Raw genomic sequence first — 12,519 nt, 5'->3', positions numbered from 1 at the left:
GCCCCCGGGAGCATCCCGGCCACCAGGGCGACGGTGGTCATCAGGATGGGGCGCAGGCGCGTGCGCCCCGCCTCGATCAGCGCCTCGCGCAGCGGCATCCCCTCCTCGTGCGACCACTTGGCGAAGTCGATGAGCAGGATCGCGTTCTTGGCCACCAGCCCCATCAGCAGGATCACGCCGATCATGCTCATGATGTTGAGCGTGGAGCCCGTGAACAGCAGCGCCAGCATCACCCCGATGAGCGACAGCGGCAGCGACAGCATGATCGCCAGCGGGTCCAGGAAGCTGCCGAACTGCACCACCAGCACGAAGTACATCAGCATGATGGCGATGCCCAGCGCGGCGAAGATCTGGCCGAACACCTCGCCCTGGTCCTCGGTCTCGCCGCCCTGCGACACCAGGTAGCCGGCCGGCACCGGGACGCTTTCCAGGCGGGTGGTGATGTCGGCCACCACCTCGGAAAGGGGGCGGTCCTGCGTGTTGGCCTCGACGTTGATCACCCGCTCGCGGTCCAGGTGGTTGATCTGCGCCGGCCCCAGCTCGCGCCGGATGGTGGCCACCTGCCCCAGCGGCATGGTCACCGGCCCCTGCGGCCCGGCCATCACCAGGGGCACGCGCTCCAGGTCGCCGGTGCGCTGGCGCGCCTCGGGGGCAAAGCGCACGTACACGTCGCGCGTTTCGCCGTTGGGGTCCACCCAGTCGCCCGCGTCCACCCCGGCGAAGGCGGGGCGCAGCGCCTGCGCCACCTGCGCGGCGCTGATCCCCAGGCTTCCCGCCAGCCCGCGGTTGAGCTCCACCGTCAATTCGGGCTTCTGCCCCTTGGTGGAAAGCCCCACGTCCACGGCGCCGGGCACCTGCCGCACCTCGCCCTCGATCTGCTCGGCCAGGCGGTTGAGCACGGCAATGTCGGGACCCTGCAGCTGGATCATGATCTGCTTGGTGCCGCCGAAGTTGCCCGTGCCCAGCGCGGCCGTGGCCCCGCCCACGCGCTTGGCGGCGATGCGCACCGCGTTGGCGATCTCCTTCTGCCCGCGGCCTCGGTCGGCCTTGGGCACCAGGCGCACGTACACCTTGCCCTCGTCCACCGACCCGCCGCGGCCGCCGATGGTGGTGTAGGTGTACCGCACCTCGGGCTCGCGCCGGGCGAGCGCCGCCACCTCTTCGCTCTTCAGCCGGGTGTACTCCAGGCTGGCGCCGGGGGGCGTGTCGATGTCCACCTCGAACTCCGACTGGTCGTCGGCGGGGAAGAACTCGAAGCCGAGCTTGCCCCCCGCGGGCGCCACGCCGATGGCCATGAACATCAGCACCAGCGACAGCGCGCCGACCACGGCCTTCATCGTTGCGCCCGTCAAGCCGCGGGGAAAGCGCACCGTGGAGAGAACCACCACGGCGGCGGCGACCACGATCATCACCGCGAAGAAGGCGTAAATGCCCTTGGCGGGCACCACCAGCGCGCCGATGAACGTGCCCAGGGCGATCAGGATCATCGCCAGCTCGTGGTCGAGCGCCCACCCGACCACCTTGCGGTAGCCGTTGGCCTGGCGGTCGAACCAATGGTTGAAGCGGTCCAGCCAGCGGGTGATGAACCACTTCTCGTGCTCTTCGCGGTGCGGGTCCGGCCAGTAGGCGCTGAGCATGGGGTCCAGCGAAAACGACACGAACAGCGACACCAGCACCGAGCAGGCGATGGTCAGCGCAAAGGGCGCGAACCACTGCTCCGCCAGCCCGCCCATGAAGGCGATGGGCACGAACACGCAGACGATCGAGAAGGTGGTCGCCGCCACCGCGAGGCCGATCTCGTCCGTGCCCTCGCGCGCCGCGGTGTGGTGGTCCTTCCCCATCTCCACGTGGCGCACGATGTTCTCGCGCACCACGATGGCGTCGTCGATCAGGATGCCGATGGCGAGCGAAAGGCCCAGCAGCGACATGGTGTTGAGCGTGAATCCGAACGCCTGCACCGCCACGAAGGCCGCCAGCACCGACACCGGCAGCGCCAGGCCGGTGATCACCGTGGAGCGCCACGAGTTCAGGAAGACGAACACCACCAGCACGGTGAGGATGGCGCCCAGGAACAGCGCCTCCTCGACGTTGGCGACCGAGCTGGCCACCCGCTCGCCCGAGTTGCGGACCACGTTCAGCGTGGCGCCGGGCGGAAGCTGCTTCTGCAGCGTCTCGATGCGCCCGATGACCGCGTCGGCGACGGTGGTCGTGGACGCGCCCTGCGCCTTGACCAGGTCGATGCCGACCGCCGGCTTGCCGTTGAAGAGCGCCAGCGAGCGGGCCTCCTCGGTGCCGTCGCGGACCGTCGCCACCTCGGCCAGGCGCACGGGAATGCCGCCGCGCGAGGCCACCACCAGGTTGGAGAACTCGGCGGGGGTCTGCAGCCGGCCGCGGAGGCGGATGGTGCGCTCCTCCAGCGGCTCGTTCAGCCGGCCCACGGGCACGGCCAGGTTCTGCGACTGCAGCGCCTGGATCACCTGCGGCATGGCTATGCCCGCGGCCTGCAGGCGGGCCGGGTCCACCTCCACCGTCAGCTCGCGCTCCACGCCGCCCACCACCTGCACCTCGGCCACCCCGTTGATGCCGCGCAGGTCGCGGGTGATGCCCGGGTCGGCGATGCGCGTGAGCTCGGCCGGCGACAGCGTCTCGGACGAAAGCGTCAGCGAGATGATGGGCTGGTCGTTCGGGTCGAACCGCGCCAGGATGGGCTCTTCCATCTCCTGCGGAAGGTCGCCCCGGATCTGGCTGATGGCGTCGCGGATGTCCTGCGAGGCCTGCTGCGGGTCCTTGCCGTAGACGAAGATCACCTGGATGGAGCCGAAGCCGTCCAGCGCCTGGCTCTGGATGTCGTCGACACCGCTGATGCCCGCGACCGCCTCTTCGATGGGCTCCACCACCTCGCGCTCGACGATGTCGGGCGAGGCGCCGGGATAGGGCACCGAGACGAAGATGAACGGCGCCTCGACCTCCGGGAACTCGTCGGTGTCCAGGCTGAGCAGCGCGAAGATGCCGAACACCACCAGCGACAGCATGGTCACCACGGTGATGACCGGCCGCTTGATGGCGAAATCGGAGATGAACATGGTCGGTCTCCTTTTACCGGGCGGCCGGCGCCGCGGCGGCGCCCGCCGCGCGGACCTCCACGCGCGTGCCCGGCGTGGTGCCCAGCGCCGCGCCCACCAGCAGCGTGTCGCCGGCGCTGATGCCGGAGGTGATCTCTACCCGGTCCGTCTCGGCGTTGCGGGCGCCCAGCGTCACCGGCACCCGCTCGGCCTTGCCGTTGGCCAGGCGCAGCACGGAGGGCTGCACGCCGCGCTCGTCCACGGCCGAGGCGGGAACGGCGATCCCCTGCCGCGCCTGCGCTAGCACCCGGCCCTCGGCGAACAAGCCGCTCACCAGCGTGCCGCCGCCGTTGGGGATGGTCACGTACACCGGCACCTGGCGGGTGACGGGGTCGGCCGACGGGTTGATGCGCGACACCGTGCCCGTGAACGTTTGCCCGGGGTAGCCGGTGACGGTGAACCGCACCGTGGCGCCCTGCCGCACCTGCCCCAGGTCCGCCGCGGGGACGGAGCCCTCGAGCCGCATGCTGCCAGGATCCACCACCGTGAACAGCGGCGCGCCGGGGGCGATCACGTCGCCCGCGTTCACCGGCCGCGCGGCGACGACGCCCGCGATGGGCGCGCGGACGCTGGTGCGCGAAAGCTGCCGCTCGGCCGCCGCCTGCTGCGCGCGGGCACCAGCCAGCTGCGACTGCGCGCCGGCGAACTGGTTGCGCGCGGCCTCCAGGTCGCGGTCGGCCAGGGCGCCGGCCGCGTTCAGCGACTGGCTTCGTTCCACGTTGCGCGCCGCGACGGCCACCGTCTGCTCGGCCGAGCGCACGGCCGACTGGGCGGAGACGTACTGCTCGCGGAGCGCCGCCGCGTCCACCCGGGCCAGCACCTGCCCCGCGCCGACGGTCTGCCCCTGGTCGGCGTGCACGGAAAGCACGGTGCCCCCCACCTCGGCGCGCACCTGCGCCTCGCGGTCGGCCTTCAGCGTTCCCGACAGGGCCGGGCCGCTGGAAATCTCCTCTGCCTGCACCACGTACACGGCCTCGGGGCCCAGGACCACCGCGTCGTTCGCGGCCTTGGCCTTTTCGCCCTCGGCGGCCTCGCCCGGGCTGCCGCATGCACCCACCGCCAGCGCAAGCATCGCCAGCGCGCCTGCCATCTTCATCCGCATAACCATCACTCGCCCCCGGAGGTGAACGCCTGTCCCTGGTCCGCCGGCGCCTGGCGCGGCTGCTGCCGCGGCGCCTGCTGCTGGTTTTGCTGCTGCGACTGCGACTGCCCCTGCCCCGCACTGCCGAAGGGGAGGAAGGGAAGGAGCGCGACCCGCGCCTGCGCGATCTGCAGGTCGCGCGCGGCCACGGCCCGGTTGGCCTGCGCCTGCTGAAGCAGGATGCGGCTGTCCGAAAGCTCCACCTGCGTGCTGATCCCCTCGCGGAACCGCACCTCGGCGATCTGGTAGGCCCGCTGCGCCTGCTGCACCGTTCCCGCACTCGCCTCGTACTGCGCGCGGGCCGACTGCAGCCGCTCGATGGCTACCCGCGTGTCCAGCCGGGCGGCGTCCTGCGCCTGGCGAACGCGCGCCTGCGCCTCGAGCAGGTTGGCCTGCGCCACCATCTCGTCGCCGCGGATGCGTCCGCCGGTGAAGATGGGCATGGCGAGCGTGGCGCCCACGGTCCAATTGGACCGGAAGTCGTTCCACCCCGGGAACGCGCCCTCGGGGTAGGCGACCCGGCCGAACTGCGAGTTGACGCTCAGGTTGGGCAGCCGCTGCGAGCGGGCGATGCGGAGCGCCGACGCCTGCACGTCCACCAGCGTCTGCGCCTGCTGCACCGCCGCGCGGTTGGCGGCGGTGGTATCGCCCAGCAGCGCCTCGTTGGCGGCGAACCGCGCCACGGGCACGGCGACCGTCTCGTCGAGCGAAGTCGTGAGCGACACCGGCTCGTCCGTGGGCAGGTCCAGCAGCAGCATCAGCCGCGCGTACGCCAGGTCGCGGTCGGAGCGGCGCTGGATGAGCACGGGAAGCTGGTTGTCGCGCGTCACCTGGGCGCGCAGCAGCTCGAACTCCGGCTGGTTCCCCACCTGCCGGGCGAGCCGCGTCTGCTCCAGCGTGGTTTCCACCTGCTGCAGCGTGGCCTCGGCGATGCCCACCAGCCGGTCGGCCAGCACGGCGTCGTAGTAGGCCTGGGTGACGTCCATGGCCAGCTGCGCCCTCTGCGTCGCCAGCTCCAGCTCCGCGCGGGTGCGCCCCGCCTGCGCGATGCGGTTCTGGGCCTGGATGCGCCCGCCCGTGAAGACGGGCTGCGACAGGTTCAGCCCGATGCGCCAGGTGTTCTCGCGGCCGAACGGCAGGTCGCCGAAGGCGGCGAACGGGTTGGAGTTCGTGGCGCAGTTCACCGCGTGCTCCAGCGAGTCGATCCGCTGCCCGAGGGGAAGCGTCGGGTTGGGCGTGTAGCGCCCGCAGTTCTGCGGAGGCGGAGGCCCGGTCGTGTCGGGCTCGGCGCCGCCGCCGATGCCCTGGAACTCCGAGGCCAGGGCGCGGCTGTACGAGAGCGATCCCGAAAGCTGGGGAAGCCCCTCGCTGCGCGCCTGGAGCATCGCGCCGCGCGAGCGGGTGAGGCCGGCGCGGGCCACCTGCACCGTTTCGCTGGCGTCCTCGGCCAGGCGAAGCGCCTCGTCCAGGGTCAGGGCCCGGCGCGCCTCGACAGGTTGCTGGGCCAGCACGGGCCCCGCCAGCACCAGCGCCGCCGCCAGGGCGGCGAGGCGCGTCCAGCGGCCGGGCCAGGGAATGTTGGGCATATCGTTACAGGTCGCGTCTGCGTTGATGGGTGGAACCACGTTCAGGGGTCCTGCAGCGGCGAGCCATCCGCCGGGTGGTGCTCCGCGGGCGCATTGACGCCAATGGCCCGCAGAAACAGCGATACATAGTGCGCCGGGGCCTCGGCCTCGGAGTACGGGTACTTCTCCGGCATCATGTCGCGCCCCATGGCGTCGCTGAACAGCGTGCCCATCAGCATGGACGAGGCGGCGTGCGGGTCCCAGTCGGTGGAGGCCAGCCCCCGCTCCTGCAGCCGCGCCAGGTACGCCTTCAGCTGCTCGTGCACCCGCGCCGGGTTGGCGGCCACGCACCGCGCCGCGTCGGGCGCCTGCTCCATCTCGCCCATGGCGGTGCGGATCATGGCCGCGTTCCGCCGCAGGTGCTGATAGCCCGTGCGGCTGAAGGCCAGCAGCTCGCGCGCGGGGTCGGCGGGCTCCGCGGGGAGGCGGTTTTCCACCGGCGCGGCCGAGGCGCACGCCAGCGCCTCGCTCATCAGCGCGGCCTTGCTTCCGAAGTGGCGGAACAGGGTGATCTCGTTCACCCCCGCCTCGGAGGCGATGCGGCGCGTGGTGGCCCCGCGCGATCCGGCCTCCTCGAACACCTTCAGTGCCGCCGTCAGCAGCTTCTCTCGTACGTCCATGGGGCCAAGATAGTCGCCGCCATTTGTGTATGCAAGTGGTTGCTTACACCGCCACGGAATCGTTACGATCCCGTGGCCCGGCGCACGGGCGCCGCGGCCTCGTCCGCGGCGCCGTCCAGCCGGTTCCAGCGCTCGATGAGCGCGTCGCACTCGGCGATCAGCAGCTCGTGAAAGCGGCGGGCGGACTCCACGCGGGCGCGTCCGGCGGGCTCGGGAAGGCGCTCGGCGGCCTCGCCGAACACGTTCACCATGTCGCGCCAGCGGCCCTGCGCCACGCGGAGCATGCGGGCCCAGGGATCGTCTTCCACGCGGTAGAAGTCGCGGCGGTCGCCCATCACGCTCACCCGCTGGATCATGCCGAACTGCTCCAGCATCCGCGCGTTGGTGCTGACGGAGGCCTTGCTGGCCTGCAGCCGCTCGGCGAGGTCGTCCAGGGAGACCGTCTGGTCGGTGGCGAGCAGATAGCCCAGGATGCGCCCGCCGATGCGGGGCATCCCTTCCTTTTCGCAGATGAGCGCCATCCGCTCCACCAGTTGCTGAACCGCCTCGTGCATCCTGAGTCTCTGCCGATGTGGGCTCCCGGCGCCTGATCCGGCGCGCCGTCGGACCGAGAAGCTAATGTGTTCGATACGTTCAGTCAATACGGAACGTTATGAAAACAACCGTTCCTCCGCACGTGTGTGTGGCAGCGGCGGATACGCATCGAACGAGGCGGAGATCAGGGCCGATGTCATCCCGATGGAGCGGCCAAGGCGAGCGTTTCCGTGCACCGTAGACCGCAGCGACTGAGGGATCCGCCACACACTATGGGTGATGCGCCGGAGTGGCGGATGTGCCGGAGCCCTGCAGGGGCGAATGAATTCGCTGCAACAATCACACGATGTCCGCCTGCGCGGACTGCACGCTCTCGTGCGGCTCCGGTGGTCGGGCGCGCCCATGCTCCGGTGCAGGCCCGCCCCGCCCGGCCCGCCCGGCCCGCCCCGGCCTGGGAGGTGTCTGTGGCGGGTCCGCCGTCGCGTATTTGACAGAGCGGCCGTGCTCACCCGATGATTGGCCCAGCCGCTCCGTCCGCATCTGCCCCGGCCCCATGCCATGCCGAAACGCCCGCGCACGCTCGTTCGCTTCTTCCTGTGGGAGCAGGCGCAGTGGCGCCGGCTGCAGCTGCTTCTCAACGCCGTTCACACCGGGGTGTGGCTGGGCGTCCTTTCGCGCGAAACGATGCAGGAAGTGGACGAGGCGCACTTCGCCACGGCTGGGTCGTACAACGACGAGGCTCACAACCTCCGCGGCCTGTTCGACTGGGAGGCCGGGGCGATTGCCGACTTCTTCGCCGGGCGCCGGACGATCGGGGTGATCGGGGCCGGCGCGGGGCGCGAGGTGATCGCCCTTTCGCGGCAGGGGTTCCACGTCGAGGGTTTCGAGTGCAACCCCGGGCTGGTGGCGTACGCGGGCGACCTCTTGCCGCGGCACGGATGCCAGGCCGCCGTCCGGCTGATCGCGCGCGACGCCGCCCCCGCCGGCGCGGGCCCGTACGACGGCATCGTCGTAGGATGGAGCGCCTACATGCTGATCGCCGGACGCGAGCGCCGCATCCGCTTCCTGCGCGATCTCCGCCCCCTGCTGACGGAGGGCTCCCCGGTCCTGCTCTCGTTCTTCACCCGGCCGGACCACTCGCCGCGCCTTGCGCTGATCTTCCGCGTCGCCCGCTTGCTCCGCCGCGTGCTGCGCCGCGAGCCTCCGGCCCTGGGCGACGACCTGACCCCCATGTTGGTGCACCGTTTCGACGAGGCCGAGCTCGTCTCCGAGCTGGCCGAAGCCGGCTTCACCCTCGCCCGCTTCACCCCGGAAGGCCGCGGTCCGTACGATTCAGGATGGGCGGTGGCGTACGCGGATTCAGGAAAAAGCCCACGGCTGACGGGAAATACAAATCTTGACGCCTGAGTCCCGGCGCCTGAAGGTTCGTGCTCTCGCCCTCGAACCTGCGGCGCCGCCATGGATATTTACGACAAGCTTCCCGAGGCTACCCCCGATGAGCTCCACACTCCGTCGGTTGGCGAGTGGGGGCGGCAGAAGTACCTGCGCCTGTGGACGTACGCGACCATCTTCGCCCGCGGGATGAAGCATCGGTACCGCCACCGCGTGTACATCGATCTCTTCGCGGGTGCCGGTAAGGCCGCCATCAGGGAAACGGGCGAGATCGTGCTGGGGTCGCCGTTGCTGGCCCTCTCCATGCCCGATCCGTTCACGAAGTACATCTTCTGCGACGACGACGAGGAGCGTGTAGCCGCACTCGAGGCGCGCGTGGCTCGGGACTACGCATGGGCGGATTGCACCATCATCCATGCGCCCGCCGTGAGTGCGATTCCGCAGATTCGGGCCGCGCTTCCCTCCGACAGCTCAGTATTGAGCTTCTGCTTCGCCGACCCGTACGACCTCTCGTTCGACTTCGGCATCGTCGAGCGGCTCGCCGCGGGGAACCGGATGGATTTCCTGATCCTGCTCGCGGCGCAGATGGATGGGCAGCGGAACGAGGCGAACTACGTGAATCCGGGGAGCACGAAGGTGGAGCGGCTGCTGGGCGACCCGGAGTGGCGAGAGAAATGGCGTGCGGCGAAGCAGCGCGGAACCGGCTTTCAGCAGTTTCTGATGCTGCAATACCGCGCGGCGATGGAGCGGATCGGCTATCAGCGCCTGATGGACAGCGACGTGTATCGGGTGAGGACGGAATCAGGGCAGGTGCCGCTGTACTACCTGCTCTTCTTCAGCAAGAGCGAGCGTGGCTATCACTTCTGGCGTCAGACCATGAAGTACTCGGATACGCAGGGCACCCTGGGCCTGTAGTCCGCCTATGCCCCTGCAACGACGGCCGCAATGAACGGCAGCTGGTCCCACGCTTCACCATCCAGCTCTCGCCCGCCCGCCTTGGGCGTGCGCCCGCCCCACTGCTTGAAGAAGAACGCGACGCCCTCGCCCACGCACAGGTCGCGGAGCCCACGAACCCAGTCCGGCTCCATCTTGCGATACCCGATCCCGCTCTCGCCTCCCGCGATCACCCAGTGAATTCCGTGCAGGGCCAGGCCCGCGAGCGAGCCCAGCAGCGGCTCGCACGACAGGAAGCGCACCGCGGCGGGAACGGCGCGGAGGTGATCCGCGCGGAACAGCACGCGATCGTCCTCGATGCTCGTGCCCATCCAGATGTGAGCGGGAACTTCCCCATCCGGAAAGAGGTCGGCGTTCATGCGGACGAAGCGCGCCATCCGCGCCGGGCGCTTCGTAAGCACCTGGTACGTGTGGCGCTCGACGCGCAGCATGACCTCGAAGATACGCCGCGTAAATGCGTCGGGCACATCCACGTGGAACAGGTCGGACATCGAGTTCACGAAAACCATGCGCGGGCTGCGCCACTTCGCGGGCTCGTCCAGGCGGCTGTCCCAGAGCCGAACCGCGAACGGGTCTGCCCGCGTCTGGGGCGTGTCGACCACCGGCAGGCGGCTGACGTAGATGTCGGCGAGCCGGCCGTGCGCCAGCGTGTGCGCGTAGCAGTTGTCGCATCCGGCGGTGAGCTTCGTGCACCCCGTCGTGGGGTTCCACGTTGCGTCCGTCCACTCGATGTTGCTCTTCTGGCCCATGCGACGCCACCGGAACGAGGTCAGCAGGTTACACATGATGTTAACACATGATGGCATAGTAACCGAAAGTGCACCGAACACAACACTGGCGATGAGATGCGACCCCGGCGCCGTCGCATCAGCTTTGCATAGGATCGCTGCCTCCGTGACGCTACAGGAGCAAGCTTGATCTCGATGATGCTGGTGGCGGCGGCGCTGCAGGCCGTCGTGGTTCAACCCGCGCCCGGGATGCTGGTGGAGCGGCGGCTGGCGGAAGCGATACCCGTGGCCGTGGGCGACACCGTGCGCGTCCGTGCGCTAGCGGGTTCTGCCCAGCCGCGCCCGTTCGTGGTGGCGGGCGTGTTCGAGCGCGAGGCCGATCCCAACCGCATCGCGCGGAACGACTACGAGGTGCGCCTGCACCTGCCCGACCTCGAGGCGATGCTGCCCACGCACGACCGCGTGGACCGTTTCGCCATCGTGCTCGCCCCCGGCGCCCGGGCAGACCCGGCCGCGCGCTGGGTCGAGTCCGTCGCCTTCGGGACGCGGGCGTATGGGAGCGCGGCGCTGGCGGAGGAGACGAGCGCCACCTTCCGTGTCGTCTCGCGCTTTCACGATGCCATCGGCATCGTCACCGTCCTGGCGAGCGCCATCTTCCTGCTCTGCGTGATGATCATTCGCGTGGACGAGCGGAAGCGCGACATGGGCACGTTGCGGCTGATCGGCGTCAGCCGGGGGACGGTGTTCCGCGCCGTCGTGCTGGAGGCGATCGGGATCGCGGTGGTGGGATCGATTGCGGGCGCCGGGCTGGGCGTGGTGGTGACGCGGATCGTCAACGCGCACTACGCCCGGGTGTACGACACCACGCTGCGCTTTGCGCTGGTGACGCCGCGGATCGTGCTGATCGCGGCGCTGCTGGGCCTGGCGCTGGGGACGATTGCCGGGGTGCTCGCGGCGTGGCGGCTGGTGCGCGTCGCGCCGCAGAAGCTGGGGGAGCGGTGATCGTATCCGCCTTCCTGCGGTCGCTGTTCCGGCGCGGCGGAAGGACGGCGCTGGCGCTGGCCGGCATCGCCGTTTCGGCCGCGCTGCTGCTGGACATGACGATGCTGGCCTCGGGGCTCACGGGCTCGTTCGGCGACCTGCTGGGCGTCAGCGGATATGCGCTGCGGGTGACGCCGCGCGGCAGCCTGCCCTTCGACAGCGAGGCCGGAATCGTGGGCGGCGACGCGGTCGGACGGCGGATCGCGGCGGTGCCGGGGGTGAAGTCCGTGGCCCCGGTCCTCGGCGCGCAGTTCTACCTCGCCCGCGGCGACAGCGCCGGCGAGCCGCTGTTCACCAGCGGGGTCGATCCCGCCGCCCAGTTCCTGTACCAGGTGGTGGACGGGCGCGAGCCGCGCCTGGGGGAAGTGATCGTGAGCGAGCCGCTGGCGCGGGACGAGACGCTGTCGCCGGGCGACACCCTGCGGCTGGCGACGGACCCGGACGCGTCGCTGGGGCGCGCGCGGCAGACGCGAACCTTCGTTGTCAGCGGCGTGGCGGACTTTCTGTACGACTACGCCGGCCAGCGCTCGCTCGCCATGCCCATCGCCGACGTGCAGCGCGCCAGCGGCCGCGCGGGCGAAGTGTCGCTCTTCGGCGTGGCCACGGAGCCGGGGGTGGATGACGACGCGCTGGCGGACCGCATCACCGCCGCCGTGCCGGAGGTGTCCACCTACTCCACGCGCGAGCTGATGGCCGAGATGGACCGGCGGCTGCTCTACTTTCAGCAGCTTGCGACCATCCTGGGGAGCGTGGCGCTGGTGGTGACGGCGCTGCTGGTGTCGACGATCATCACCATCGGCGTGCGCGAGCGCTTCGGCGAGATCGCCACGCTGCGCGCCATCGGCGTGGGGCGCGGGCGGCTGCTGGGGGCGATCGTCACGGAGGGGCTGGTGCTGTCCGGGCTGGGGTGCCTGGCCGGCCTGCCGATGGGGCTGTGGATGGCGGGTCGGCTGGACCGCATCCTCCTTTCCTTTCCCGGCATCCCCGCGAAGATGACGTTCTTTGCCTGGGAGCCCGGGCGCGTGGTGCTGGCGATGAGCATCGTAATCGCCGTCGGCGCGGTCGCGGGGCTGCTGCCGGGGTGGAACGCCGTCCGCACGCCGCTTGGGCGGGCCCTGCGGGAGGAGGCGGAGTGAACAGAAGTGCGTGAGTGCGTGAGTGCGTGAGTGCGTGAGTGCGCGGGCAGCCCCGAAACCGATGTCATCCCGATGGAGCGGCCAATGCGAGCCTGCCGACACACCAAACCTGGCAGCGACTGAGGGATCCGCCACACACTCGGCGCGGTGCGCGGTTGCAGAGGATTGGGTGAGTCCCGGGCCTGCCGGGGCGAATGAATTCGCGGCAACAACCACACGAAGTCTG

10 protein-coding genes are annotated in these 12,519 nt (G+C 70.4%); 4 read left to right on the top strand and 6 right to left on the bottom strand.

Features of this window, described 5'->3' with window-relative positions; translation table 11 throughout:
- The 5 genes from VIB55_RS08825 to VIB55_RS08805 all read right to left on the bottom strand — a co-directional run.
- The coding region (locus VIB55_RS08825) for an efflux RND transporter permease subunit (RefSeq protein WP_331876293.1) at positions 1–3,083 on the bottom strand (3,083 nt) is incomplete at its 3' end.
- A 13-nt stretch (positions 3,084–3,096) separates the two neighbouring features.
- The gene (locus VIB55_RS08820) at positions 3,097–4,218 is read right to left on the bottom strand and encodes an efflux RND transporter periplasmic adaptor subunit (protein ID WP_331876292.1); all 1,122 of its coding nucleotides are present in this window, start codon (positions 4,216–4,218) and stop codon (positions 3,097–3,099) included.
- Between the two features lie 11 nt (positions 4,219–4,229).
- Positions 4,230–5,849, bottom strand: a complete 1,620-nt coding sequence (locus VIB55_RS08815) for a TolC family protein (protein ID WP_331876291.1) — start codon at positions 5,847–5,849, stop codon at positions 4,230–4,232.
- 41 nt (positions 5,850–5,890) lie between these two features.
- Positions 5,891–6,508: a TetR/AcrR family transcriptional regulator gene (locus VIB55_RS08810; RefSeq protein WP_331876290.1), complete on the bottom strand. Its 618-nt coding sequence runs from the start codon at positions 6,506–6,508 to the stop codon at positions 5,891–5,893.
- Positions 6,509–6,570: 62 nt separating this feature from the next.
- Positions 6,571–7,062 (bottom strand): GbsR/MarR family transcriptional regulator, encoded by a 492-nt coding sequence (locus VIB55_RS08805; protein WP_331876289.1) that lies wholly within the window; start codon positions 7,060–7,062, stop codon positions 6,571–6,573.
- Between the two features lie 538 nt (positions 7,063–7,600).
- On the opposite strand from VIB55_RS08805, the gene VIB55_RS08800 reads away from it, so the two are divergent.
- Both VIB55_RS08800 and tcmP read left to right on the top strand, forming a co-directional pair.
- Positions 7,601–8,449, top strand: coding sequence for a class I SAM-dependent methyltransferase (locus VIB55_RS08800; protein WP_331876288.1), 849 nt, complete (start codon positions 7,601–7,603; stop codon positions 8,447–8,449).
- Positions 8,450–8,500: 51 nt separating this feature from the next.
- On the top strand, positions 8,501–9,349 hold the full coding sequence (gene tcmP, locus VIB55_RS08795; protein ID WP_331876287.1) for a three-Cys-motif partner protein TcmP: 849 nt from the start codon (positions 8,501–8,503) through the stop codon (positions 9,347–9,349).
- A gap of 5 nt (positions 9,350–9,354) precedes the next feature.
- Here the strand turns inward: tcmP and VIB55_RS08790 are convergent, their stop codons facing one another.
- Complete coding sequence (locus VIB55_RS08790) at positions 9,355–10,137, bottom strand: phage Gp37/Gp68 family protein (RefSeq protein ID WP_349263006.1); 783 nt, start codon at positions 10,135–10,137, stop codon at positions 9,355–9,357.
- Between the two features lie 174 nt (positions 10,138–10,311).
- Here VIB55_RS08790 and VIB55_RS08785 point away from each other — a divergent pair, with 174 nt between their 5' ends.
- Entirely contained in the window at positions 10,312–11,118 is an 807-nt protein-coding gene (locus VIB55_RS08785) for an ABC transporter permease (protein WP_331876294.1), read from the top strand.
- Positions 11,115–12,293 (top strand): ABC transporter permease, encoded by a 1,179-nt coding sequence (locus VIB55_RS08780; protein ID WP_331876285.1) that lies wholly within the window; start codon positions 11,115–11,117, stop codon positions 12,291–12,293. Before VIB55_RS08785 ends, VIB55_RS08780 begins: the two co-directional genes overlap by 4 nt.
- Positions 12,294–12,519: the final 226 nt, after the last annotated feature.

Origin of the sequence: Longimicrobium sp., from assembly GCF_036554565.1 — a bacterium.
Lineage (GTDB): Bacteria > Gemmatimonadota > Gemmatimonadetes > Longimicrobiales > Longimicrobiaceae > Longimicrobium.
This window is presented reverse-complemented; position numbering and strand designations above follow the sequence as displayed.